Here is a 26,347-nt window from a genome sequence, read left to right as displayed (position 1 = left end):
TTCCAACTCCCTGAAATATAGGCAAACACACTGCATGCGAATCTCGCATAAGGTGTAAGGTATTCAACTACCGGTTTCGGGAAGGGAGTTTTGGCGGAAATGTCAGAACGGGAGCTTCATTATTTTGCGCGCGGTAATACGGCGGCAGGCTTGTACAGCCTTACGGATTCGTTGTTTGAGGACGTTGAAACCCTATACGTTATTCAGGGTTATCCGGGGGGAACGGCGGAAGCGTTGGGCCGATTGGCCTCGGAGTGGGAAAGGCGAAAGTGGAATTTACAGCTGATTCACCATCCATTGGACAGCGATTTGCTGGAGGCGATCGTAATCGAAGATCTGTCAGTCGCGGTTGTGGACGGCGCGTTTTGGTCTGAAAATACAAGCCCGGCAGGAGCAAAAGTATCGTTCATTCATTTGGACGAAGTGCTCGGGCGGGAAAAGCTGGCTGAGGACGAAGATCAAATTCAAGCGTTGGAGAAGGAAATCGCGGATCTTTATGCGCAAGCCTATGCCACATTCTTGAGCACGCTGCGGATTCACGATGAATGGGAGAAATTCTATATCGACAATCTGGATCGCGAAAAGATGGATCGGTTAGCCCTGGACTGGTCCGATACTTACTTGAAGCCGCAGCAAAAAGAGGGCAAGCAGGCGCGGGTGAAGCACCGCTTTCTCGGGGCGGCTACCTGGCGGGGGGCGGTTGATTATGTACCCAATTTGACCGACCGTCTGGATACGCGCATCTTTGTGAAAGGCCGTCCGGGATCGGGAAAATCGACCTTGTTCCGCAAACTGGCCGGCTTGGCCGCCGAACGGGGAATCGACACGGAAATATATCATTGCGGGTTTGACCCGAACAGCCTGGATATGCTGATCTTTCCGGAACTCAGCCTGGCGATTTTCGACAGCACGGCCCCGCATGAGCATTTTCCGGTCCGGGAAGGAGACAGCATCCTCGACGTCTATGAACTGGCGATTACTCCGGGGACAGACGAGAAGTATACCGATGCCATCGATGGCATCAAGGAGCGTTATACGGCTTCGATGAAACGGTCGATTTCGCTCCTGGCCGAAGTCAAGCAGGCCGTGGACAGGTTGGAAGCCATATACCTGGAAGCCGCTGACGGAACCATCCTATCAAAACTCCTGAATGCTTTAAAAGGTGAAATCGCTGAGGCGGCGGAAGCGCAACAAATTAGTTCACTCTATTAATTATTCATACCTTTACGGAATGAAGTATACGTGATAAGCCCGCTATAAACCTGGCGGGCTTTTTGATATGATGAACTAGATATTGTTGGAAATTACATACCTTTATAAAGGCGGTGTCTTCATTACATGAATATGCAGAATGCGATGGACGTAGCCGGGAGGCTTTGCCGAAATATCGAAGAGGTCGTGGTAGGGAAAAAAGAAGTGATAGAGCTGCTGTTGGCCTCGCTGCTAGGCAATGGACATGTCCTTCTGGAGGATGTGCCCGGCACCGGAAAAACCTTGCTGGCCAAGGCGCTTGCCCGCTCGCTGGACGGGACTTTCAAACGGGTTCAGTTTACGCCCGATTTGCTCCCTTCCGATTTGAGCGGAATCAATTTTTATAATCAGAAGAACGGCGACTTTGAATTTCGCCCCGGCCCGCTTTTCACTCATGTTCTGCTGACCGACGAAATCAACCGGGCCACACCGCGCACGCAGTCGAGCCTGCTGGAATGTATGGAAGAACGCCAGGTGACGATTGACGGGGTTACCCACAAACTCGAGGCTCCTTTCTTCGTCATGGCCACCCAGAACCCGATCGACAATCAGGGAACGTTTCCGCTGCCTGAAGCCCAGCTCGACCGGTTCCTGATGCGAATCTCCATGGGCTATCCTACCTTTGAAGAAGGGGTGGATATCCTTCAGCGGTTTCGCCTTCGAAATCCGTTGGAGGGGCTTTCGCCCGTGGCGACGTGCGAAGAAATAGCTTCCGCCCAGCGCTGCGCGGCGGAAGTGCATGTACCGCAAGACCTCCTCGGTTACATCGTCCGGATTACCGAAGCGACGCGCAAGCATCCGGAGGTCAGATTAGGCGCAAGCCCGCGGGCCAGCGGCGCCCTGCTGCGCTCATCGCAAGGCTATGCGCTGCTCCGGGGACGCGATTACGTCACGCCGGATGACATTAAGGAAGTAGCCGTTCCGGTGCTGGCCCACCGGCTGCTGCTGCGCCACGGCCTTAAAGTTGGAGAATCGCCGGAGAGGGCAATAGTACGGCAGGTGCTCTCCGAAGCGGAGGTGCCCACGGAGGACTTGCTGACCGCGAAGGGGAAGCAGGTGAACTGACTTATGCTCCCCTGGTTTATCGTCACCGTATTTTTGATACTGTTCCTATTGGCAAGGATCTATCAGCGTTGGTCCTTAACGAATGTAAAGTATACCCGGTATTTCACGAAGGCGGCCGTGTTTGAGGAGGAGTCCCTGGAAATGGTGGAGGTCATTTCGAACGCCAAGCCGCTGCCGCTGCCCTGGCTCCGGCTGGAGTCCAGCATGGCGGCGGGAATCATGTTCGGCCGGCAAAAAAATCTGGATGTGTATGCAGGGGATATTTACCAAAATCATATCAGCCTGTTTTATCTTCGGCCGTACCGCCAAATCACCCGGCGTCATCAATTGTCATGCCCGCGGCGCGGCCTATACCGCCTGGAATCGGCCACGCTGACCACGGGCGATCCATTAGGCATTGTGAAAAAAGTCAGGCAGTTTACCTTGAATCTCGAACTGCTCGTGTATCCGCGGATTTTGGCGTTGGAGGAATTTCCGCTTCCGAACCACAGCTGGCTCGGCGAACTGTCCGTACGGCGGTGGATCGTGGAGGATCCGTTCCTGACGTCGGGAATTCGCGAATACCGTTCCGGCGATGCGCTGAAAAGCATCAACTGGAAGGCTACCGCGAGGACGGGCAACATGCAGGTACATCAGCGCGATTACACGGCAGACCACCGGCTGGTGATCTGCCTGAACGTAGAGACGAGCGAGACGATGTGGAGGAATATTCTCGAACCCGAGCGGATTGAGCTTGGCATCCGGTTTGCCGCCTCCGTAGCGAGTTATGCGCTGCAAAACGGCATAGAAACCGGCCTGATGTGCAATGGGCGGCTGATGGACGGCCCCCGGGACCCGATCCGAATTGAACCGTCCGGAGATGGGGGACAACTGGAATGGCTGTTGGGCACCTTGGCCCGGGTAATGCTGGATCGAAGCGTGTCGATGTCGAGATTGCTGGAAGAAGCGGTCGAGGCCGGTACAACAGATACCGATTACTTAATCATTTCTTGCCATCAAGGGGAGAAGCTTCGCGTTCAGGCCGAACTGCTGCAGCGGAATGGCAACGGGATCGAATGGATGGAAATTCCGGAAACCGCGCACGTGTAAGTCCCGGGACGGTAATATTTTAGGCAAGAGATTATGGGGGGGGAGACGATGACAATGGTTCAATATTACCGCGCAACGGAGGTTGAAATGGATGTGCTGCACGCGGCATTTCAAACCGAGTTTTCCGATTACATCATACAATTTAATTTTACGATGGAACAGTTTGCCGACCGATTTTTTGGTCCGGAGGGCAATGCGAGGGAGCATTCCTTCGTCGCATTGCGCGGAGACATGCCGATCGGTATCGCCCTTGGCGGTATCAAAACGTATGAGGGCATTCGCACCATGCGTCTTGGCTCGCTGGCCATAGATCCGGAGGAGCGTGGTCAGGGGGTCAGCGGACGGCTGATGGAACTGCACCGGGAAGAGGCCGTCAAGCAGGGATGCCGACAGTTGATGTTGGAAGTTATCGTCGGGAACGACCGGGCGATTGCTTTTTACCGCAAGCAGGGGTATTCGAAAGTGTACGATCTGTCTTATTTCAGCTTAAATGACATGAGCAACCGGAATTCCGCAAGCGACAAGAAGTTAGGCGGAGTTACGGTGTCGCGGATCGATTGGGATAGTTTCGAATCCGGGGTCGAGAGCAACCGCTATTTTCATGTGAACTGGCAGAACGATCTGGAGTACATCCAATCGTCGGGCGATTATGTATTTTACGGTGCCTTTCATGATGGAAAAAGGATCGGAACCCTCGGAATTACTTCTACCGGACGAATCAGCATCCTGTTCGTAGATCCTTCTTCCCGGTGCCGTGGAGCGGCGACGCTGCTGCTGGAGACGGCCGTCAAAGAACTCGCCCTCGCCAAAATGTCCATCTCCATGACCAATAACGCGCTGATGGAAGGGTTTCTGAGCTGTTATGGATTTCAACGCGATTCCATTTCGTTATACGAGATGTATATAACATTATGATTCTGGCCGCGATCCGCGTTATAAATTTCTCATCGGGGAGGTGATGACTTGAACTTGAAATCGGCCCGTCTTGATCGTAATTATTTCGCCAGGTCGCTGGTGCTGTGGGGCTTGTGTCTTGTCGAGACCGCGTTTTTCCTGCCGGTAATCGTACTTGCGCATACCTACCTGGTATTGCCTGGGTATCTGAGTTTTCCGGCGCTATGCGCCTTTCCTCTCGTATCTCTAGCCGGTGTGCTGGTTCGGGCATGTCTACCGGTGCTTTGGAAACAGATCGCAGCGTCTTTGCTGTTGGGTGCGGGTTTTGCCGTACTGGTTGCTGTTGTTGCTGTTCCCGAATCGGGAACAGGCCTAATACTTAAATTTCTGCCGTTTATGTTAGCAGGAACGTTTTTTGCTTTGCAGGGCACTACCTCCGCCAAGAGAAAAAGCCATAATAACCTGTATTGGAGCGGAATCGCCGGTTATTTGCTTGCAGGTATCTTTTTTCCGCGCTTTCCCCAGTTAGCAGCCTCAGTTCCGCTCGTTACCTGGTCAGGCGTTTTCTGCCTAGCCTGGGCGTTATTTTCCGCCAACATGATGTATTTGCGGTACAGCACGTTTTCGGAGGAGGGGGCAGGAAATCCGCTACCGCGAGGATTGCGGAGACATAACATGATCTGGATCGGAGCGATCGTGCTTGGGGCTGTTATGCTGGCGGCCGGGACCGGGCGCTGGGCCGGCGGAGTGTTATTGGGTCTGTTGCGTGAAATCTTCGGTTGGCTGTTCCGTCCTTCGGATGAGCCTAAGCTGGTTCCGGAAGAGGCGGTGCAGCCGCCGGCGATGGAATTCCCGCCGCCTGAGGCGCATGAGCCGGGCTGGCTGTCACAGCTTCTGGATGCCGTGTTTTTTGGATTCGGTACGCTTGTGGTTATCGCCTTGCTGGCGGCGCTGTTGTATTGGGTATACAAAAACGCGGGCGGCATATGGCGCCGGTGGATCGACCGGCTCCTAAGCTTGCTGGGCCAGCCGAGTACGGAGAAGTCAAATAAGGCTTATGTTGACGAAGAAACTACGCTGAAGGCGTGGGAGTCGGGGATGAGTAAATGGAGAGGGTGGCTTGGGACGTTCTCTTCCCGTCGCGGCAGAAGGGAACGCTGGGAGGATCTCCCTGATAACCGGGAACGGATTCGTTATTTATACCGGCGCATGTTAAAGGCAGAGCAGGCCGAAGGATACGATCTCAAGCCGCACTTTACACCGCGGGAGACGGAAGCGGAGATTCGCAAGCTGCCCGTTTCCAAGTCGCGGTCCGGGAAAAGTGACTGGGAGAAACGCCGGTCAACCGCCGATGTCCTTCTCGGTTTGTATTACCGGGCTCGCTACGGGGAGCTGGAGCCGGGTGATGATGAAGTGGCCCGGATCAAGACGGAGATGAAGCTGTAAAAAAACAAAGAAGCCTCAACCCTTTGGACATTATCCGGGGTTGAGGCTTCTTTATTTATATTGGTTGAACTCCCTATTCGGGCTGTACCGTCTGCTTGATGATTTCAAGCTTTCTGAAACGGTGAGGCTCTTTATCCAGCAATTTAAACAACAAATCTTGATGTTCCAGCGTTTCCCCGACATTCATTTCAGGATGTCTTCCGTACAGCCATCCCCCGATAGTGTCGACATCCTCCGTATCTAGGTCGGACATCAGCACATCGTTGATCTGGTTAACGGTTACTTTACCGTCGACGACGACGTGGGTATCGCTGAGCTGTACAAGCGGTTGTTCTTCTTCCTTGTCGAATTCGTCGCGTATTTCGCCAACGATCTCTTCCAGAATATCCTCGATGGTGACAAGGCCGGCCGTTCCGCCGTACTCGTCGATCAGAATGGCAATGTGAGTGCCTTCGCGCTGCATCCGCTTAAGCAGCTCATTGACCGGGGTGACCTCGGATACCGCCATGACAGGCTGCAACAGCGAAGCAACCTCCAGATTCGGGTTGTCCTCATAAGCAAGGAAGAATTGCTTGGTATTCACGGTACCGATAACATTGTCCTTGCTTTGTTCCACGACCGGGAACCGGGTATATTGCTGTTCCTTGATAATGTCCAGGTTTTCCTGGCGCGTTTTATCCGTATATAAGCACACCATATCGGTGCGGGGGACCATAATTTCCTTGGCGAGCAGGTTATCAAAAGCAAAAATCCGGTTCACATAACCGTATTCGCTTTGATTGATCTTTCCGCTCTCGAAGCTTTCATTGATGATGATCTGTAATTCTTCTTCCGAGTGGGCTTCCTCATGTTCGGACGCGGGTTTGATCCCGATCAGCCTTACGAGTTGGTTTGCCGAACCATTCAACGCCCAGATGAAGGGGCGCATAACCTTGGTAAAAAAAATGAGCGGTTTCGCCGTAATCATGGCGACGCTCTCCGCTTTGCGGATCGCTATCGTTTTCGGCGCCAATTCGCCTACAACGACGTGAAGATAAGTGATTACTACAAACGCGATAATGAATGAAAGCACACCGCCTAATGCTTCAGGTATATGGAGACTGTGGAACACCGGATGCAATATTTTCTCTACCGTAGGTTCCCCCAGCCAACCGAGTCCGAGAGCCGTAATGGTGATCCCCAATTGGCACGCCGATAAGTAGCCGTCAAGATTCGAGGTTACCTGTTTGACGGACAACGCCTTCTTGTGCCCTTCGGCGATCAATTGATCCACTCTGCTTCCCCGTACTCGGACGATCGCAAATTCCACCGCCACGAAAAATGCCGTCAGCGCAATCAGAACCACGACCAAAACCAAATTTAATACCAAAAGCCTGTCACTGTCCATTCTCTACATCTACTCCTTTTTATTTAGAAAATATGAATAAAAACATAAGACTATTATATAGCAATTTAAATATGAATGCGAATGTGAAGCAGCTTTTTTTACTTTGAAAATAGAATTTAATGTTCGTGTTTTTATGCTGAATTGACAATAAATATATAATTATGTTTCTTGATAACAGCAGAATACGAATAATAATATAATTAGATATTGACTCGTACGTATTTAAACGATATTATTACTAACGTGATGTGATAACTGAAATATGTCTTACAGAGTATTCGTATATCCTCGAAAATACGGTTTGAGGGTCTCTACAAGGAACCACAAATTCCTGGCTACGAATGGGTGCTTATGCATACCTATTCATAGCCGGGATTTTTTTATGCCTATTTATCTACAGACCCAGGAGGAGACAGATGAGTAAATACGATGTAATTGTGGTTGGCGCCGGTCCTGCGGGAATTTTCGCTTGTTACGAATTGACCCGGAAAGCGCCGCACTGGAAAGTGCTGCTGGTTGATAAAGGGCATGATATTTACCGCCGTCGTTGCCCGATTTTGGAGGAAAAAATTACGCTTTGTCCTCCGGCTGCGGGCAAGAAGGAATTTGCCGGCTGCCTGCCGGCATGCTCCATCACGGCGGGGTTTGGCGGTGCCGGTGCTTACAGCGACGGCAAGTTCAATATTACGACCGAGTTCGGCGGCTGGCTGACCGACTACATTGCGCCTTCCAAAGTGCTCGAGCTGATCACTTATGTGGATTCGATCAATCTCGAGCATGGGGCAACTCAAAGCATCACCGATCCGATGACCGACGCGATCCGGGGAATCGAACAGCGGGGGTATGCCGCCGGACTGAAGTTGCTGCGTGCCCAGGTCCGTCATCTCGGTACGGAACAAAACCTGGAGATTTTGAAATCGATATATGAACACTTGAATACGGTGATTGACATGGTCTATAAGGCGGAAGTAGAAGACCTGATTACCGTCAAAGAAGACGGGAAACATCGCGTTCAGGGCGTTATTTTGAAAAATGGCGACACTTATGAGGCGGATCAAGTAATGGTGGCTCCGGGACGCGACGGTTCGGCCTGGCTGACCGACATATTGAAGAAGCGCCGCTTGAAAATGACGAACAATCAAGTTGATGTAGGCGTCCGGGTAGAAACCTCCGACGTCGTCATGAGAGAGATCAATGAACATCTCTATGAAGGCAAATTCATCTTTAATACATCGGTTGGTACCCGGGTCCGCACGTTTTGCAGCAATCCGTCGGGACATGTCGTGGTGGAGAACCATAGCGGCGTCATGGCGGCCAACGGGCATTCTTATAAGGATCCCGCGCTGGGATCATCAAATACGAATTTTGCGCTGCTGGTTTCGCACAAATTTACCGATCCGTTCGATAAACCGAACGAATATGCAAGGGAGATTTGTCAGCGGGCGAACGACCTTTCTAACGGTGGCGTCATCATCCAGAAGTATGGGGATATTTTGCGCGGACGGCGTTCGACGGCAGGGCGTATTGCGGAGGGCTTCCTGGAGCCGACTCTGAAAGAAGCCGTTCCGGGGGATCTGGGGCTCGTGCTCCCATACAACACAATGAAAAGTTTGATCGAAATGGTCGAGGCGCTCGAAAAAGTCACCCCGGGCATCGCCTCCGAGCATACGCTCTTCTATGGCGTCGAGGCGAAGTTCTATTCGGCGCGTCCGAAGCTGTCGGAATCGCTGGAAACCGAAGTCGCCGGGCTATACTGCGGCGGGGACGGGGCCGGAATCACCCGGGGCCTTGCCCAGGCGGGAGCGGCCGGCGTCTGGATCGCCCGCGGTATGCTGGAGAAGGCGGGAGTCTAGCGGCAGGGGGCTGTGGAGCGCATGCCTCCTACGCTCATTGGAACTAATCCAATGACGAGAATAAGACAGGGACTAAACAAAGAACGGTGGAGCATCTTTTGCTCCACCGTTCTTTTAAGTTACCTGTAAATAAGGCTGGACCATACTGCTGTCCTGCCGGTAACGAATCTCTTCATTGATTTCCTTGTATACGTAGACCGAGTAAAAGAGCGTAGCAACGATTCCGATCAGTACAGGCAATACGGCGAGGGCGATGGGGATATACAGACTCGTTTCGCCGGTAGCCGCTATTCGTTCTTCCCGAATCTCCGGGAAGTTAGCCAAGCGAGAGTTAAGTGCCCTGATTTTCCGCCGGGCATGATGCAGATAGATTTTGTTGGCGATCAGGGCAAAGATGGCCTGAAGCACGACATTGGCGATCAGAACCGCGACGACGACATCTCCCGAGAAATAATACACCGGGAACATGATAGCGCGGACGATATTGACCATGAAGCTCATCGCGACCAAGTAGAGCAGCAGATACAGATACATTCCCCTGTATAGCATCCAATACCCGCCGAACAGAAAAGCGGGCCAATTCCAGCGCCGGTCTTCTTTCCAAAAAACCAAATATTCGTCGGCCTTCTTGCCGACAAACAAAGCGAGATCCTCTTCGGTCGGCTCCGTGCTCCGTCCCTGACGCCCTGCCGCATATTCGGCCGAACCGGGCGCATGTGCATCGGAAGGTGCGGTAGCCACCGTCTCTTCCCGGGGTTTCACCACGCTCCCGCAGCTAACGCAAAATTTGTCATTCTCAAGTAGTTTACTACCGCAATTCGAACAAAACATGGATGACTACCTCCGACTGACTTATTTCAAATGCATCGTAATAGTTCGAAAGAACTAAGTCATGTATATTTATCGGAAAAGATGAGGCAGAAATGAATAGAGCTAATATATTGTTCCGGCATCATTGTGCAAACGATTGACCCATGCAAGAGAGCGATGATATAATGCAGCACATAAAGGTTGAGTAAACGTTTAAGTAGCTGCGGAGATGACCTCTTTTCCGTAGCGGCAAAGGGGGAATTGCGGCATGGAAAGAGCATACGTATTGGGGCGGAGCGCCTGGCGCACGATCGAGGAAGGCAATGAACGGGAATGGCTGATCGGCAACGGGATCGGCGGTTATGCGAGCCACTCGGTGCCCGGGGGCGGGTTCCGGATGTCCCATGGATATCTGGTTGCTTCGACCAAAGCGCCCGTCAACCGGGTGTTGGTATTTACAAGAACCCAGGAGCAGGTGCAGATCGGCGGCAAAACTTACGATTTAACCTCGCAGCAGTACGTGAATTGGCAGAAGGAAGGACAGCATTATTTAAGACGCTTCAAACTGGATACCGTTCCTGAATATCACTATCAGGTGGAGGACGTGACGATCCGAAAAACGATCGCCATGGAATATGGCCGCAACACAGTGACCGTTTGTTATGAAGTAACGGGAGGGAGGGAGCAGACGATCCTTAAGCTGGTTCCGCTGTTCAATCACCGCTCGCCGGGCGAAGCTTCGGAGAAGGGGAGTCTTTCTTTTAAAATGAAGCAGACGGGAAAGAAGCTTAAGCTGATACCCGACAGCCAGCCGGAAACGGCAATCTACTTCATGACGTCCGATGGAGAATACGTGGACCGATCCACGTTTCCGGTGACGATGGCAACGCCGCCCTATTTATATGAAGAGGCTCACTTTTACAAGTTTGAGAACCGTAACGGATTCATGGGGGTGGACTATCATTATACTCCCTATGAAATTCACGTAGCTTTGAAACCGTATGAAAAGAAAACCTTCTATGTAAAATGTTCCATAGATTGTCTCGACGACAAAGACGGATTCACCATCGTCCGCGAATATAAGCAGCGAATGGACGGGCTGGTGGCCCATGCCGGTTACAAAAACCGGTTTGCCGACCGTCTGGTGGAGACGGCGGATCACTTTATCGTCCACCGTGAATCGACGGGACTGAAAACCGTACTTGCAGGGTACCCCTGGTTTACCGACTGGGGTCGGGATACGATGATCGCGATGCAAGGGCTGGCGCTATCGACCAAACGGTTTGGGGATGCCAGAGAAATTCTGGAATCGTTCTCGCGATACGTACACAACGGGCTGATCCCCAACATGTTTCCCGATGACGGCCAGGAGCCGCTATACAATACGGTCGACGCTTCACTCTGGTATTTTCATTCCGTTCATGAGTATTTGCGCTATACCGGAAATCCCAAGGATTACCGGTTTATTGAGGAGAAAATTTATCCGAAGCTTAAGGAAATTGTCAATGCCTATAAAACAGGAACCGACTTTTCTATTGGCATGGACGTGGACGGGTTAATCCGTGCAGGCGGCGGTTTGGATCAAGTGACCTGGATGGATGTAAGGGTCGGCGAATGGGTCGTCACCCCGCGGCATGGGAAACCGGTGGAGATTAATGCCCTATGGTACAACGCGCTCTGTGTCATGGCGGAACTGGCGGAACGTTTTGGGGACATGGAGCCATATGATGCATTAGCACGACAAGTGTGCGAATCCTTCAACCGCCGGTTCTGGAATGAAGAGGCGGAGTGTTTGTACGATGTGGTCGATGTGGACCAGGGCGACGGGTTATTGGAAAATGACGGAAAAATCAGACCGAATCAAATCTGGGCAGTCTCGCTTCCGTTTACGACGCTTCCCCCGGAGAGAGAAAAAGCTGTCGTGGGTACCGTGTATAAGCATTTGTATACGCCATACGGACTGCGGTCGCTTTCTTTTGAAGATCCGGAATATAAACCCCGGTACATCGGCAAGCTCATTGACCGGGACGGCGCATATCATATGGGCACCGTATGGGCATTCCCGCTAGGTGCATTTATTTCCGCTTATTGTAAAGTAAACGGTTACAGCGAGGAAGCCGTGTCTGCGGCCAAGGAGATGTGCGAGGTGTTCGAGGATCATCTTCAAGACGGAGCTATCGGCGGGATCGCCGAGATTTTCGACGGCGAGTTTGCCTGTACGGGGCGGGGCTGTTTCTCGCAAGCCTGGAGTGTTGGGGAGATTTTGCGGGCGTATACCGAGGATGTCTTGCCTTATTTAAGATGAACAAAAGTATACGATGCAGGCAAGGGAGTAAAATGATTCCGAAGAAGCTGAAAGCTTTCTGAAAGAAAGCTGCATCGGAAGCATCTTAAATAAGCGGCTGTTCAAATAACTCGTGATTTGAAGCCTGGGAAACAGAGGCGCGACAATTTTATATGATTGGAGTGAATCCATTGTCGGTACAGAAGGAAATAGATGTGATTATGGATTATGGCGATCCGGCGGTAACCGGAGGCGTTTCGGTTTTTGATGTAGCGTTTGATGAAAAATTTTATTATAGCGGCGATGACCTGGGAGCGGTTTATACGCCGGAGAAAACGATGTTTCGCTTATGGGCGCCGACGGCGTCGGAGGCGAAGGTCGTGTTCTACTCCTCCTGGGACAGCCTGCCGATGCACGAACGGGCGATGACCCGAGATGTTCAAGGGACGTGGGTGCTGGAAACGGCCGGGGATTACCACGGCGTTTATTACACGTACCGGGTCAAGGTGGGCGCGAGTTGGAACGAAGCGGCCGATCCTTACGCCAAGGCGGTCGGCGTCAATGGCGACCGGGCGGTCGTGCTCGATCTGCGCCGTACCGATCCGGAACGGTGGGACGAAGCGATGCCGCCGTTTCCTTCGCCTTTGGATGCGGTGATTTATGAGCTGCATGTCCGGGATTTATCGATCCATCCCGGCAGCGGTATCAAGCATAAGGGAAAATACCTTGGCCTTGCCGAAAGCGGCACTCGCGGACCGGGTGGCATCCCGACCGGACTGGATCATATCGCCGGGCTTGGCATCACGCACGTTCAGTTGCAGCCGATTTACGATTATTCCACGGAGAGCGTGGATGAAACCAAGCTGGATCAGCCGCATTTTAACTGGGGTTACGATCCGAAAAATTATAACGTCCCAGAGGGATCTTATGCTGCGGATCCGTATGAACCGGCCTCAAGGATCACGGAATTGAAGCAGTGTATCCGGAGTCTTCATAATCGGGGCTTGCGTGTTATCATGGACGTGGTTTATAACCACGTGTATGACGGATATCTCGTCAACTTCACCAAGCTGGTTCCGGGATACTATCTTCGTTACAACCCGGACGGAACTTTCTCCAACGGTTCGTTCTGCGGTAATGAATGCGCATCCGAACGGCCCATGATGAGAAAATTCATCGTCGAATCCGTACTGCATTGGCTCCGCGAATACCACATCGACGGGTTCCGGTTCGACCTGATGGGCTTGATCGATGTGGATACGATGAACGAAATCCGGCGCCGGATCGATGAGATCGATCCTTCGATCCTGATGATCGGCGAGGGTTGGAACATGGCAACCGTTCTGCCGGATGAACGTCGCGCCCATCAGGGCAACGCCTGGCGCATGCCGAATATCGCTCATTTCAATGACGGCATCCGCGATACGGTGAAAGGGGACACCTTTATTTTCGGATCGAAAGGCTTCGTCAGCCAGGGCGGCGGGCTTGAGGACGGCGTCAAACGCGGAATTGTCGGCGGCATCCGCTACGGCGGGGCGATTGAACAGTTTGCGGATGAGCCTGTACAAAACGTCAATTACGTGGAATGCCATGATAACCATACGCTTTGGGACAAGTTGGATATTTCCTCCGCGAATGAACCGGAAGAACAACGCAACCGAATGCACCGACTCGCGTCGGCGATGATTCTCACCAGTCAAGGCATCCCGTTCATTCATGCCGGACAGGAATTCATGCGTTCCAAAAACGGGGTGGAGAACAGCTATAAATCAGCGGTGGAGATCAACTGGCTGGATTGGGAACGCTGTGCTGGCCGTCAAAATGACGTATTATACATGGCGAGCCTGATTAAGCTGCGGAAGTCCCACCCCGCTTTCCGATTGCGGACAGCTCAGGAGATTCGCGAGCATTTGTATTTTGAACCGGCGCCGGGCCATGCCGTGGCTTATACGCTGCGGAATCATGCCGGAGGCGATGCCGACCGCCATCTTTATGTACTTTATAACGCCAACGCGGATCCGGTTTCCTTGGAACTGCCCGATTTGGGAGCCTGGCAAGTGCATTACGGGAACGAATTCGTTCAATCGTTCCGGAATAACAAACTGGAAGTCCATGGGATCGGTATGGTTGTTTTGAACATAACGCATTAAACTGTCTTGGTACTGAATAAATGAATAGTTATAAAGAAACTGCAGGATGAGCGCTGATTGAGTGAACGTCCTGCGGTTTTTTATGAATTTGCAGAAAATAAATGAAATAAAATGTAGTTTACATAAAATTTCTGAAAAATAAGGGATCATTCGACAATTTTTCCCTTACTTTTACAAATAACTGTGATAAGATGTGTTCAAGCGTTTTGCGCAAACGTTTGAACAGACTGAGTGAATCATGACGAGAGAGGAGGGAAATTCAAATGGAGGCATTGATATGGACGGAGCATGGCCGATTGGAACTAGGCGAGCAGGAATGTCCTTCTTGTTGCAAGCCAGGCGACGTAAAGATAAGAATCGAACTGACAGGTATTTGCGGTACGGATCTTGCCGTTATTTCCGGAAAAGAACCGGGGCTTCCCGGTGTTATTCGCGGCCACGAAGCCGTAGGGACCGTAGTTGAAATTGGCGCTGCGGTAAACCGGGTTCAGTTAGGAGACCGGGTCGTGGTCGACCCTAACCAAAGCTGCGGAGCATGCCGTTTCTGCCGGAAAGGGCAGCTGCATCTCTGCATCGGTCCGGATGGACAAGGGATGCCGATTGCCGGTCTGAATATTCCCGGAACGTTTGCCCCTTATTTCGTTACCAACGAATCTTTTGTTCACAAGTTACCGGAGGGCATGAGTTGGGAGGCGGCGGTTCTTGTAGAGCCTCTTGCATGTGTGCTGCACAATTTCAAGGAAGCCGGAGTAACCCCGGAAGACCGGGTTTTGATATTGGGATCCGGACCGATGGGACTGCTGTGTCAAATTGTAAGCAGGTCCCTGGGGTGCATTACCATGGCGACAGAAATAAATCCATATCGGTTGTCTTTGTCTCGCCGGTTTTCGGAGGAGATCACCACACCGGGGGAGTTAGCGGGGGAGACAGGCCTTCGGCTACGGGAATCAGGGAAATACGATGTCGTAATCGATACGGTTGGAACCCAAATGGGCCTAGCGGAGCAATGGATAGAACGAGGAGGAAGAATCGTTCCCTTCGGCATTAACGGAGGTTATCAATATCTCTTGACTCCGACTCATTACACGCAGAATGCCGTCAAAATCATAGGAGCCGGAGAATACCTGAATACCTTCGAGACGGCGCTGCAATTTGCGGCGAATCATCCTGATCTGGCTTCTTTGGTGACGAAACGTTATCCGCTTAAACATTATGAGACGGCCATTCACGAGCTTTTGGGCTATGAGCTGTCTACAGGTCATATTCTGCCGTCCGAAACGATGAAAACCGTGTTCGCGTTCTGAGCTGTATTTTTGAAGAAAGGGGATGGCTGTGTATGGCACGCCAAGAGGGATTGAGACATATATACCGGTTTCTGGCCTCCCGCCAGCGCGAAGAACTGCCGTCGATCTGGATTCCGGCGATTTGGAACGAATGCCGATACCCGGATATCCTGAACACGAAAAATAATGAAATTGAAGTGTACCCTGTTCCTTTTTTCTTGCATCATCTTAATTACCTGTTTCAATTATCGCAATCACACGCCTTCTCGGAGGGAAGAAATCTGGACCGTAGCGTCATTTATTCATCGCTGGTCCGTTATTCGGCGGCATGGGACTACAATCATGACGGAAGGATTCAATCGGGAACCATTTTGCGGTTCATGATTTTGCTCCCGATGCTAAAAAAGATGGGCGTTAATATACTGTATTTGCTGCCGGTTACAAGGTACAGCCAAATGCATTGGAAAGGGGATGTCGGCTCCCCCTACGCGGTTCATACGTTGTTTGATCTTGACCCCGAACTGCACGATCCCTTGCTGGACGGGATCGCTGAATTTACGCTTCATGACGAAATGGCTTCGCTCGTTGAGGCTTGCCATTTGCTGGGCATGAAAGTCGTAGTGGATTTTATCCCCCGGGTAACCGCCAGGGATAGTGAAATTATTGAAGAACATCCGGACTGGGTGTACTGGATCGGCAAAGAACATTTGGACGGATTTCGTCCGCCGCACATTCCGGAACTCGGTTTTTTTGAAGAATGTAAGCCGGACATGTTGGAAACCGTTTATAGCAGCGCGGAAACGTCTTCGTTTCTGGGTAAATTTTCACCGCCGCCGAATGAGCTGAACCCACTCTTATGGCAGTGTCTGAAGCAACGAGCCCGTCAATCCGGCGAGCCGCTGCTTTCCCTCATCGAGGATGAATTGGGAATTACGACGGCACCGGCTCATTCCGATTGGATCAATGACGTTCAGCCGATCTGGACGGATATCGCTTTTTACAGGCTGTTCAAGGACGTTTCGCCGCAAGTCCGGCACCTGATTCCGCCGGATCAACCGCCGTACGTGCTGTTTGACACGATCAAATGCAATATTTACCCCGGAAATGAACCGAATCGGGAATTGTGGGACATGCTGGTGGAAGCCATTGAATTCAACTTGCATACTTACGGCATCGACGGGTTTCGGATCGACATCGGTCATGTTCTGCCTGTGGCTCTTCTCGAAGAAATGTTCCGGAGAATCAAGGAAATCAGGCCGAACGCTATCCTGATCAGCGAAGATTTGTTCAATCGCAACCACCGAAAGGCGGCGAGCACCGGCTATAATATCATGCTGGGCAGCGGCTGGAATATCATGACGGATATTTCCGTGGAGACGCTGCAGGCTTATCTTAAGGAACTCCCGGAACTGGCCATTCACGTCTTTGCCTGTTCCGAAACGGCGGACACGCCGAGAATTACCAGCCGCGGCGGAATCCCGCTGGCACGGATGATGAGCGTTTTTAACAGCTTTTTGCCAAACGCCGTTCCCTATTTGACTACGGGAATCGAGGTGAACGAAGAGCAGCCGCTGAACTGCGGTCTTGGAGACAACACGGGAGGCGCGGCCATCCCGCGGGCGTTTTTCAACCGGATAACCATTAACTGGACTCATCCGCAGCCCATGATCCCCCTGCTGAACCGCTTGTATTCATGCAAATACCAGCTGGACTACCTGGTGCAGCCCCCAAACTTTTTTATACCGGATGCCCAGGGCGAGGTGTTGCTGTACGCCTATTTAACGGGAGGCGAGTTGCTTGTCGGCTGTTTTAATTTAAGTCCTGACTTACCGCAAACCGTAAACCTGGATGCCGTATATCCCGCATCGAAAGGATGGACTATCCTGATTGACAGCTTGGCCGATTCAGAGTCGGCATGGTTGTCTTCTGCAGCAGGCCGACAGGGTGATTGGTTGCTCCAACCCTATCAGGGCATGGTTTTCTACCATCCCCATATCAAAATATAAAGACATGAAGGCAGGTGCAAAGATGGGATCACATCCGAAGAAACTGGTGATTTGGCATGAATTTGACGGACCGGGAGATACCTCCATTGAACTCTTGGAACGTTTATGCCGTGAATACTCCCGGCAAAATGACATTCAGGTTATTCCCGAAGTAATGAATATTTCGGAGCTGGTCACCCGATTGAATACAGTAGCCGAGGGAGGCGAAGCGCCCCAAATGGCCTTGGTCCCTGCGGATATGGCCGGATTCGGGGAGAAAGCGAAGTATTCCGAGGTACCGGATGAGTTGCTGTCTTTGGTAGCCCCACATGGTTTTGACTTTCTCCAGTCCATGCGGTCGGAAGGAATAGCTTATGGCTTACCGGTGCTTACGGGCAACCATTTGGTGTTGTATTACAATCGTGAAATTTATCCGGAGCCTCCAGGATCCTGGGAGGAGATCGAAGATTCGGGAGACGGATTGAAGAAGAAAGGCATTATTCCTGTTGCCGCCGATTTGCGGGAGCCTTACTGGTTCATCCCCTTTTTGACGGCATTCGGAGGCTGGCCCATGTCGGAAGGCGCCCCTAGTCTTCCCAAGAGCGAGATGAAGCGGGCACTGCATTATGTTCGGACCCGGATGGATCGCGGCCTTTTGGCCAGCATGAACGGTTCGACGGAACTGCTGGAGGGATTCATCGCCGGGGAGGTCGGCGCAATCATCTGCGGAGAGTGGATTTATAATCACCTGGACCGGCATATGAAGAACAAGCTAGGCGTTGCCCGGCTTCCTTCCATTCAAGGGTGCCCTTCCATTTCTATGTCATCGGCGATAGGCCTTGTTTTTCCCGGTTATTCGCTGGAATCGGAACTGCAGGAGGAGATTGTATCCTTTGCGACCTTCATGCTAAGTGCAGAGAGCCAAATGAAATGGGGGACGGAGGTGCAGCGGATTCCCGTTCATTCCAAGGCACGCGAGAAATTGAAAGACCTAACTGACGGTAACAGGAGATCACTTACAACATTGTTGGAAGAGAGCCGGTCCATGCCGATTGAACCGGCCATGGCTTCTGTTTGGGAGGCGGTACGCGCCGGTCTGCAAATTCTGCCGGAAGAAGGCGAAGAGTCCGCCTGGAGCGCGATGGATCAACAATTTAAACAGTCTGCCGGAGTCCTGTAAACGGAAAAATAAAATTTGGAATGAGGGATGATCCATGAAAACGAGCGTATTTAGCCAAATTTCAATCGACGGTAAGCTGACATTGGGTCCGGGGCAGTCCAGCAAGCCCTTGTTCAGTCTATTTGATGGTCGGGATATGGAATATATTCATAAATTTCGGGGAAAGGTCGACGGGATTATGGTCGGGAAAAATACGATCACTACGGACAACCCTTTTTTGACGAACCGTTATGAGGAGAATAAGAATCCGGTACGGATCATCCCCACAAGGACCATGAATATTCCGATGGATAGCAATGTGCTGACGGATGGGGGGCAAACCCTTCTTGTAACGACGGAGAACGGCAAGGACGAACGTAAGATCGAGCAGTTGCGGGAACGGGGCAAAGAGTGCCTGATTTGCGGGAAAGACGAGGTGGATTTCGGGCAATTGTTTACCCTGCTGGAGGAGAAGTACGGGATTAACAACTTGATGGTGGAAGGCGGGGGCTTTCTGAATTGGCATATTTTTAACCAGGATCTGGTCGACGAGATCATTCTGATGCAGCTTCCGATCATCATCGGCGGGGCGTCCAATATTACGCTGGTCGATGGAGAAGGATACACCAAGCTCGATTTCGCCAAAAAGTTCAAGGTGGTCGAAGTGGAGCCGAAGGATAATTACACCTTGCTGCGCTATTTAAAGGCGGTTTGAATAATGGGGGATCGGGTTAGATGAGCGATGAGTTAAAAAAGGATTTTTATAAAAACGTATATAAAATTGCCCTTCCGGTAACGCTGCAAAGCCTGATCATGTCTTTGCTCACGCTCACGGACCAGTTGATGGTGGGACAGTTGGGTGATGTGGCTATCGCTTCCGTCGGAATGGCCACGAAAATATACGGAGTGATCTCTGTAGTACTGGCCGGCCTCGCGGCTGGAGTTTCGATCTACGCGGCCCAGTTTTGGGGAAAACAGGACCGCAAGAGCATCTCTCAATTGCTCGGTATCGGCTTGTTGGCCGGGTTTGCACTGTCGTTCCTGTTCACGCTGCTCGTGTTCTTCGAACCCCAGCTTTGCCTGTCCTTGTTTACGACGGATGAGCGGATCTTGGGGGAGGGATACATTTTTCTGCAGATCATTTCGCTAAGTTATGTGCCGACGATGCTTACGATGATGTATTCCGCCATTCTCAGAAGTACGACGCACGTTAAATTGCCGATGTTCGTCAGCTTGTTTACGGTAGGTCTGAACATTGTACTGAATTATTTGCTGATCTTCGGGAACTGGGGCTTTCCGGAATTGGGGTTAAAAGGATCGGCTATTGCAACGTTAATTGCCAGAGTCGTGGAGTGCGCATTGATCATTGGAGCCGTCTACAAGTTCAGGCTTCCGGGTTCGGTAGATTTCGGCAGCCTGTTCGGGATCTCCAGACCACTATTGAAAAAGTTCATTCAAACGACCTATCCCATCATCCTGACCGAATTCATCTGGGTGATGGGCGAGACCGTCTATGCCATGATTTACAGTCGCATGGGGACATCCGAAATGACGGCCATGACGATTACCTTTCCGCTGCAAGGCATCTGTATCGGATTGCTGTCGGGCCTGGCCAGTGCAGGCGGGGTGATGGTCGGCAATAAACTGGGTGCCGGGGAAGAAGAGACTGCCATGCAGTATGCCAAACGTTTCATCGCATTGGGGATCTCCGTTTCCCTTGCGGTCGGCCTGGTGATTGCGGTTGCTTCCCCTTGGTATGTTTCCTTCTTTAATATTTCAGGGGAGGCCCATCGCTTGGGAATTTACCTGGTTTGGGTATTTGCCGCTTTCTTATGGGTCAAGGTCGGAAACATGATCATGGCCGGCGGAATTTTGAACAGCGGCGGGGACAGCAAGTTCGTATTCGCGATGGAATCGGCGGCAACGTGGCTGATCGGGGTTCCGTCAGGGCTGCTGCTGTCGTTTGTGTTCAAACAGCCGGTCTACCTGGTGTATCTTGTGCTGTCCCTGGAGGAGGTTGTCCGGCTCGGCATTGGATTGGCCCGGATCCGGTCGCGCAAGTGGATTAAAAACCTGGTTAGCGATATCGCCGCGTAGCCGCCTGCCCTGAATTTCAAAGGGCACAGCCGAAATAGAATGATCAATACTTTATGTGCTTAAAACACCTGACAATCCGCGTTCTTTGCGGATTGTTTTGTTGTTGTTTTTTATTTTCAAGACTATATTACCTTTAATTTGTCCAGCGTATCTTTAATTTCAACCCTATTTGTAAGGGGTTACATGGGATAGAGTGTTAGGAAGATCAGGGTGCAAGACAGGAGGAGGTGACGGCCGGAAGGGACTTTAATCGGCTCCGTAGCAGTAAACGAAAGTGGTGGAAACATTCTATCTTAGAACTGGAGGTTACATAATGAATCTACGTTTCAGGACCAAGGCAAAAATGACATCTATGGTATTGGCGCTAACATTAGTCCTCACCAGCTTTCCTCTTTATGTACAAGCAGGAGACACCTGGCCGTTTCAAGGTGAAAGCGCCCACGGAGAAAATCAACCGAGCGTGCACGGGTACACAAGCGGCCAAGTTTTGGATTGGAGTCCGAATAGCGATCCGGATGCCGAACTGCTCAGATCCCGCGTGCCCCTGCAAAAAAGGATACATCCGCTGACCGCTACGCAAAGCAATCCGAATCTCGATCCCAACGTGAAAATGATCACGGTTGCCGGCGATTATGGAAACGCTTTTATAGAAAATGCTCCTTATACTAATAAATTCGCGCAATATCACTTTAACTTCTGGCAATATATCGATTACTATTCTTACTGGCACGGAACAGCCACTGCCTATACTCCTTCGGAATATTACGACGATCTGGCACAGAAAGACTGGCAGCAAAAATGGTTCGAATTCGGCATGCTGAATATCCCGAATCCGACCTATACCGATGCAGCCCATAAGAACGGAGTGCTCTCCCTGGCGGGAATTTTCTTTTCCAACAATGACCGGGGGCAGCAAACCTATAAACAAATGATACTCAAGGATGAACAAGGGAATTATCCGGTTGCCGAAAAATTGATCGAAATGGCCGATTATTTCGGTTATGACGGGTATTTCGTCAATCAGGAAGAAGTCGGGCCTAACGTGGAAGTGAAGGATATTCCCGACTATATCGGATTTATGAAAGCGCTGCAAAAAGGCGGGCTGTATGTACAATGGTACGATTCCCTAAATACCGCGACCGGATCAAATACATTTGCGAGAACATTCAATGACAATAACATCTCGTTTCTGTATGACAAAAACTCGGGCGAGCGGGTATCGCAATCGTATTTCTTTGATTACGGCATGAGAAGCAGTCAAATCAATTCGGCCAAGAATTATCTTAACAATCTGAATCAAACGTCCGGTGCAGACCTTGATATATTCGACGTCGGGTTTGCCGGATTGGAGGCCGGCCGGGACCGGTTCAAGAGCGTCCAAGGAACGGCGCTGAGAGATAAACTCGTCGACGGCCTGCCTTCGTTAAGCATCGCCACATTGGGAGCCGATTTTGTCCATGCCGGGCTTGATGAGGACATGAATCAGTCGTGGCCCGTCAGACACCGTGCGGAGAATAATTACCAATGGATGACGAAAGTCCGGGAACAACTGTGGTGGTCCGGCCCGAACATCGACCCGCGGAACACGGCGGTTTCCCCGACGAATACGGCTGCCGACGTCTACGCGGATAATCGTTATTGGCCCGGCATTTCCTCCGTTATAGCGGAACGCTCCGTTATCGGGGACGCTAACTTTTACAGTAACTTCAACACCGGGCACGGCCTTTCTTATTACGTGAACGGCTCGGTATCCAATGATGACGAGTGGTCCAATATGAGCCTTCAAGATATTCCGGTCACCTGGCAATGGTGGCAGGATACGACAGGCAATAAACTAACCGTAGATTTCGATTACGGTCCGAAGTATAACATTGCGGACACCACGCGGTATAACTACGAGCAAATCGGAGCTTATCAGGGCGGAAGCTCGCTTGTCGTAAACGGGGATTTGAACGCGGAAACTTTCCTAAGACTGTATAAAACGGACCTGAACGTGAATGAGGGCTCAAAACTATCCATTACGTATAACAAAAGTTCAGACGATGATGGTTCCGGTATGCAAATAGGGCTGATCATGGCGGATGATCCAAGCACGGTACAAAAAGTGCCCGTACCGGATAGCGGAAAGAAAAGTAACGGTTGGGTGACTTCCGAGCTTGATTTAAGCCAGTTCGCCGGCAAATCGATCGCCGCGTTCGGCTTGGTGTTCGAACCGGGTCAAACGGCCGTAAACGGATATCAAATGAATATCGGTCAAATCCGGATTTTTGACGGATCCGCAGTCGCGCCTACGGCACCGGCGGGATTAACCATTTCGGAAATTCATCCGAATAGTGATGAAGTAATGCTCAAATGGAACCTGGATTCGGATTATTCTAAAGTAAAACAATACAATGTGTATGTGAACGATGTGTATGTGGGCGGCAAATATGACGAAGTATTTTACGTTAAAAATTTGCCGGCCAAATCCGGAACGATCAAGGTCGCCGCTGTCGGCGCTGACGGGCAAGAAGGGACGGCCGCAAGCCTTCCTTTCGATTTGAACGCCTCCGTATCCAACATAGCAGCAAACTCCCAAGAAAACGGGGATTTCGAGGTAAGCTGGGTTAATCCTCCGGATGCTTCCGGAGACATTTCGGTCAGCGTGAAATCCTTGAATCGCATTACCACGGATCAGCCGGTTAACGCACAATTAACGGTTCCGGCAGGCGCTACATCCGCTGTATTTAGCGGCATGCCGATCAATGGGGACGATTACCTCGTAACCGTGGCACCCGGCGGTGCCCAGCCGGTGATGTTGAGCGGCAACTTTATCGACAAAATTTCCGAACCCTATGCCGAAGCCTGGTCTTGGGAAGGGAATCAGCTAAAGTTGCCGATGCCGAACACGAGAGACTGGAGGTATATGTATGTATATGAAGACGGGATATCGAAATCATTCCCGGTCACTTATATTTCGAATAAAACGGAAGCCAAGATTATTCGCGGACGGACGACCAAGGCAAGTCTTGCCTTCACGTCCAATGCCCAAAATGTGTATGTAGTCATGGAAGATAACGCCGGTAACAAGTCCACACCGGTATATCTGAAAGGTAAGGAACGCTATAAGATCGAGTTTGATGCTAATGGCGGTGAACCCGCCATTCCGCCGATCGAGGCCGCTTACGGCGCGAAGATCGCCGAGCCGATGAAAATAAGCAAAGAAGGATATGTGTTTGACGGTTGGTATCACGATCAACTGAAATGGGATTTTAATCAGGATACCGTTAAAACCGACCTGAAATTAACGGCAAAATGGAAGTTCGAGAACCCGGTGGTTCAAATCGCCAAAGAAGGAACCTTCCGCGAAGGCACCATGGCAGCGCTGAAAGCCGTTGCTAGCGGGAAAGGGACTTTATCTTACGCCTGGTACGAGGATAGCGGAAACGGCTACAGCGATATTTCCGTTACGGAAGCCACCTACGCGATCCCGCAAGTGGCATTGGAAATGGACGGAGTCAAATATAAGGTAGTGGTTACCAACGAAGAGGGCGGAATCGCCGAGGCCGAGACAACGGTGAATGTCATTCCGGCCGAAGCCGAACCGGTTGCGCCTGGATTCGAAATTAATCTGGAGGAAAGCAAAACCGTCAATGAGAACGAAGCAGTGACTCTGTTGGTCAGCCCGACCGGGGATGTAGAGTCGATGGTTTGGGAAGCAAAACGTAAGGATTCCGAGAATTGGACACAGGTAGGAGAGAACTCAAGCATCTATTCCTTTACGGCTCGTGCCGAAGACGACGGAACTGTATTCAGGGCAGTGCTCCGCGGCATAGAAGGAACCAATCCCGCTACTGCGACAAGTACGGAACTGACCTTGACGGTCAAACCTGATGTCGTCGCCGCCTATCCGGAAATTCAATCGGTTAGCGTATCGAAAAATCCTGCCGAACCCGGCGACGAAGTAATCTTTACGGTGGAGGCTGCCGGCTCGGGGACATTAAGCTATCAATGGATGAAAGACGGAAACCCCGTATCCGAGGCTACTGGCGCCGTATTTACCTTGAATCAGGCGGCAAAGTCCGATGAGGGGAAATATAAAGTCGCCGTAACCAATACGTACATGTTCAACGGAAAAGAATATACGGCCGTCCAGGAAAGCGAAGAAATCAGCCTCAAGGTGGGAAGCGACACTACGGCCGAATGGAACCGGTTGGAATCCCTTTTGAACGAAATTGATGCATTGCGCGATAATGCGGTCTATACCGCCGGATCCATCGCGGAGTTGAGATCCAGCAAAGTTTATACGGAAGCCAAAGCATTGAGTGAAGACAGCCCGCTTGAAGTCATTAAGGAATCGTATGCGAACTTGCTGCAGGCCAAAAGAAGCATTCTTGTGGTTTACGTTCCCGTATCTCCCGGACCCGGGTCCGGATCAAATTCCGGATCGGGAGGCTCCGGTACGGTAATAACGCCGGCACCGACGCCGGCTCCTATCGATCCGGGAACGATGGCGATTTCGGCCAATGAGCTGTCCAAACCGGGAAAAGACGGAATCACGACCATTGAAGTGAAGTCGACGGCTACAAGCATCGAACTTCCAGTCAATGCAGGCGAACTTTTGAAACAGAATCAACTTCGGATTCAGGCCGACAAGCTGGCCCTGGAAATCTCGCCGAAAGTATTACTTCAATTGCAGGATTTGCTGGGGGAAAAGAGCCCGTCCGGTAGTAAGATCAGAATTGGAATCCAAGCGAAATCAATAAGTGAGGCCGGGGTAACGACGAGATCTGGAGTCTCTCTTCAGGGGTCGGCCGTAGAGGTTGAGATCCGCACTATTTCCGCGGATGGCACCGTTCATCCACTCACGGCACCGGTAGAGCCTTTGAAATTGATGCTTCCGCTCCAGGATGGTTTGAACGCGGAACTGTCGGGCATCTATATCATAGGGAATAACGGTTCCTTAACCTACCTGGGCGGAACCCTTAACGGAAATAGAATGGAATTGGAGGTACACGAGACAGGAATTTTCGGCTTGCTGGAATACAAGGCGAATTTCCAAGACGTTTCCGGCAGCCATTGGGCGGCGAATGCCATTCAGCGATTGGCGGCCAAGCATTGGATTCAAGGCGTATCCGATAACCGATATGAGCCAAACCGCACCATAACCAGAGCCGAGTTTGTAAAAATCGTAGCGAGTGCCCTGAATTTGAAGGAGAAGACTACGCTAAAATTCAACGATGTTCCTTCCGGGAGCTGGTATGAGGAAGATCTCGCAAAAATGGCGAAAGCCGGATTAATCAGCGGCCGGTCGGCCGATCGCTTTGAGCCGAACGCCAATATAAGCCGTCAAGAGATCGTTACCCTCTTGATGCGCGCTTATACGATGCAGCACGATGTCGGTGAGACCGAATCGGGACCGCTCCAATTCTCCGACGGTTCAAGCATTGCCCCTTGGGCGCTGGAGAGCGTGAAGGAGGCGGCAGCACTCGGCCTGGTCCAAGGTCAGGGAGAAAGATTTGCTCCCGACTTGCCGGCGACGAGAGCGGAGGCGGCGCAATTTGTTTTGAACTTTTTGATTAAGTAGCCATTAAAAAGAGGCAGGACCCGCATTA

At 51.3% G+C, this 26,347-nt stretch carries 16 protein-coding genes, 1 pseudogene and 1 riboswitch; of the genes and pseudogenes, 14 read left to right on the top strand and 3 right to left on the bottom strand.

Annotated elements, in window-relative coordinates:
- Positions 1-99: 99 nt before the first annotated feature.
- The 5 genes from DFP94_RS17100 to DFP94_RS17080 all read left to right on the top strand — a co-directional run bounded on the left by DFP94_RS17100 (position 100) and on the right by DFP94_RS17080 (position 5,745).
- Positions 100-1,212: a hypothetical protein gene (locus DFP94_RS17100; RefSeq protein ID WP_114497683.1), complete on the top strand. Its 1,113-nt coding sequence runs from the start codon at positions 100-102 to the stop codon at positions 1,210-1,212.
- Positions 1,213-1,338: 126 nt separating this feature from the next.
- Positions 1,339-2,316, top strand: coding sequence for an AAA family ATPase (locus DFP94_RS17095; protein ID WP_114497682.1), 978 nt, complete (start codon positions 1,339-1,341; stop codon positions 2,314-2,316).
- 3 nt (positions 2,317-2,319) lie between these two features.
- Positions 2,320-3,405 (top strand): DUF58 domain-containing protein, encoded by a 1,086-nt coding sequence (locus tag DFP94_RS17090; protein WP_114497681.1) that lies wholly within the window; start codon positions 2,320-2,322, stop codon positions 3,403-3,405.
- Between the two features lie 48 nt (positions 3,406-3,453).
- Positions 3,454-4,320 carry a GNAT family N-acetyltransferase gene (locus DFP94_RS17085; protein ID WP_245954925.1) on the top strand — a complete coding sequence of 289 codons (867 nt, stop codon included), beginning with the start codon at positions 3,454-3,456 and terminating at the stop codon, positions 4,318-4,320.
- A gap of 48 nt (positions 4,321-4,368) precedes the next feature.
- Complete coding sequence (locus tag DFP94_RS17080; protein WP_114497679.1) at positions 4,369-5,745, top strand: DUF4129 domain-containing protein; 1,377 nt, start codon at positions 4,369-4,371, stop codon at positions 5,743-5,745.
- 73 nt (positions 5,746-5,818) lie between these two features.
- On the opposite strand, the gene DFP94_RS17075 is transcribed toward DFP94_RS17080, so the two are convergent.
- A complete protein-coding gene (locus DFP94_RS17075) occupies positions 5,819-7,132 on the bottom strand; it encodes a hemolysin family protein (RefSeq protein ID WP_114497678.1) in 1,314 nt (437 codons plus the stop codon).
- Positions 7,133-7,390: 258 nt separating this feature from the next.
- Positions 7,391-7,490, top strand: a riboswitch (purine riboswitch).
- 58 nt (positions 7,491-7,548) lie between these two features.
- Between DFP94_RS17075 and DFP94_RS17070 the strand changes: the two genes are divergently transcribed.
- Entirely contained in the window at positions 7,549-8,985 is a 1,437-nt protein-coding gene (locus DFP94_RS17070; protein WP_114497677.1) for an NAD(P)/FAD-dependent oxidoreductase, read from the top strand.
- A 114-nt stretch (positions 8,986-9,099) separates the two neighbouring features.
- Here DFP94_RS17070 and DFP94_RS17065 read toward each other — a convergent pair whose 3' ends face one another.
- Both DFP94_RS17065 and DFP94_RS26540 read right to left on the bottom strand, forming a co-directional pair.
- Complete coding sequence (locus DFP94_RS17065) at positions 9,100-9,750, bottom strand: DUF2628 domain-containing protein (RefSeq protein ID WP_245954924.1); 651 nt, start codon at positions 9,748-9,750, stop codon at positions 9,100-9,102.
- A gap of 3 nt (positions 9,751-9,753) precedes the next feature.
- A pseudogene (locus tag DFP94_RS26540) lies at positions 9,754-9,816 on the bottom strand (zinc-ribbon domain-containing protein); the annotation flags it as partial.
- A gap of 247 nt (positions 9,817-10,063) precedes the next feature.
- Here DFP94_RS26540 and DFP94_RS17060 point away from each other — a divergent pair.
- The 8 genes from DFP94_RS17060 to DFP94_RS17025 all read left to right on the top strand — a co-directional run bounded on the left by DFP94_RS17060 (position 10,064) and on the right by DFP94_RS17025 (position 26,319).
- The gene (locus DFP94_RS17060) at positions 10,064-12,100 is read left to right on the top strand and encodes an amylo-alpha-1,6-glucosidase (protein WP_114497676.1); all 2,037 of its coding nucleotides are present in this window, start codon (positions 10,064-10,066) and stop codon (positions 12,098-12,100) included.
- A 170-nt stretch (positions 12,101-12,270) separates the two neighbouring features.
- Complete coding sequence (gene pulA, locus DFP94_RS17055) at positions 12,271-14,229, top strand: type I pullulanase (RefSeq protein ID WP_114497675.1); 1,959 nt, start codon at positions 12,271-12,273, stop codon at positions 14,227-14,229.
- A 263-nt stretch (positions 14,230-14,492) separates the two neighbouring features.
- Positions 14,493-15,533 carry a zinc-dependent alcohol dehydrogenase gene (locus tag DFP94_RS17050; RefSeq protein WP_114497674.1) on the top strand — a complete coding sequence of 347 codons (1,041 nt, stop codon included), beginning with the start codon at positions 14,493-14,495 and terminating at the stop codon, positions 15,531-15,533.
- Between the two features lie 32 nt (positions 15,534-15,565).
- Positions 15,566-17,518 carry an alpha-amylase family protein gene (locus DFP94_RS17045; RefSeq protein WP_114497673.1) on the top strand — a complete coding sequence of 651 codons (1,953 nt, stop codon included), beginning with the start codon at positions 15,566-15,568 and terminating at the stop codon, positions 17,516-17,518.
- A 22-nt stretch (positions 17,519-17,540) separates the two neighbouring features.
- Positions 17,541-18,677: a sugar ABC transporter substrate-binding protein gene (locus tag DFP94_RS17040; protein WP_114497672.1), complete on the top strand. Its 1,137-nt coding sequence runs from the start codon at positions 17,541-17,543 to the stop codon at positions 18,675-18,677.
- Positions 18,678-18,711: 34 nt separating this feature from the next.
- Positions 18,712-19,371, top strand: a complete 660-nt coding sequence (locus tag DFP94_RS17035) for a RibD family protein (protein ID WP_114497671.1) — start codon at positions 18,712-18,714, stop codon at positions 19,369-19,371.
- Between the two features lie 20 nt (positions 19,372-19,391).
- The gene (locus tag DFP94_RS17030) at positions 19,392-20,753 is read left to right on the top strand and encodes an MATE family efflux transporter (protein ID WP_114497670.1); all 1,362 of its coding nucleotides are present in this window, start codon (positions 19,392-19,394) and stop codon (positions 20,751-20,753) included.
- 313 nt (positions 20,754-21,066) lie between these two features.
- Positions 21,067-26,319: an endo-beta-N-acetylglucosaminidase gene (locus tag DFP94_RS17025; protein WP_114497669.1), complete on the top strand. Its 5,253-nt coding sequence runs from the start codon at positions 21,067-21,069 to the stop codon at positions 26,317-26,319.
- Positions 26,320-26,347: the final 28 nt, after the last annotated feature.

The organism is Fontibacillus phaseoli (genome assembly GCF_003337355.1).
Lineage (GTDB): Bacteria > Bacillota > Bacilli > Paenibacillales > Paenibacillaceae > Fontibacillus > Fontibacillus phaseoli.
The sequence above is the reverse complement of the archived record's forward strand: the minus strand, read 5'-3'. Positions and strand labels throughout refer to the sequence as shown.

Excerpts from the sequence above, each read along its gene's own strand:
- DFP94_RS17095 (WP_114497682.1), top strand. The coding sequence starts at position 1,339 with ATGAATATGCAGAATGCGATGGACGTAGCCGGGAGGCTTTGCCGAAAT.
- DFP94_RS17090 (WP_114497681.1), top strand. The coding sequence starts at position 2,320 with ATGCTCCCCTGGTTTATCGTCACCGTATTTTTGATACTGTTCCTATTG.
- DFP94_RS17075 (WP_114497678.1), bottom strand. The coding sequence starts at position 7,132 with ATGGACAGTGACAGGCTTTTGGTATTAAATTTGGTTTTGGTCGTGGTT.
- DFP94_RS17045 (WP_114497673.1), top strand. The coding sequence starts at position 15,566 with ATGGCACGCCAAGAGGGATTGAGACATATATACCGGTTTCTGGCCTCC.
- DFP94_RS17050 (WP_114497674.1), top strand. The coding sequence starts at position 14,493 with ATGGAGGCATTGATATGGACGGAGCATGGCCGATTGGAACTAGGCGAG.
- DFP94_RS17035 (WP_114497671.1), top strand. The coding sequence starts at position 18,712 with ATGAAAACGAGCGTATTTAGCCAAATTTCAATCGACGGTAAGCTGACA.
- DFP94_RS17060 (WP_114497676.1), top strand. The coding sequence starts at position 10,064 with ATGGAAAGAGCATACGTATTGGGGCGGAGCGCCTGGCGCACGATCGAG.
- DFP94_RS17085 (WP_245954925.1), top strand. The coding sequence starts at position 3,454 with ATGACAATGGTTCAATATTACCGCGCAACGGAGGTTGAAATGGATGTG.
- DFP94_RS17030 (WP_114497670.1), top strand. The coding sequence starts at position 19,392 with ATGAGCGATGAGTTAAAAAAGGATTTTTATAAAAACGTATATAAAATT.
- DFP94_RS17025 (WP_114497669.1), top strand. The coding sequence starts at position 21,067 with ATGAATCTACGTTTCAGGACCAAGGCAAAAATGACATCTATGGTATTG.
- DFP94_RS17040 (WP_114497672.1), top strand. The coding sequence starts at position 17,541 with ATGGGATCACATCCGAAGAAACTGGTGATTTGGCATGAATTTGACGGA.
- DFP94_RS17100 (WP_114497683.1), top strand. The coding sequence starts at position 100 with ATGTCAGAACGGGAGCTTCATTATTTTGCGCGCGGTAATACGGCGGCA.
- DFP94_RS17070 (WP_114497677.1), top strand. The coding sequence starts at position 7,549 with ATGAGTAAATACGATGTAATTGTGGTTGGCGCCGGTCCTGCGGGAATT.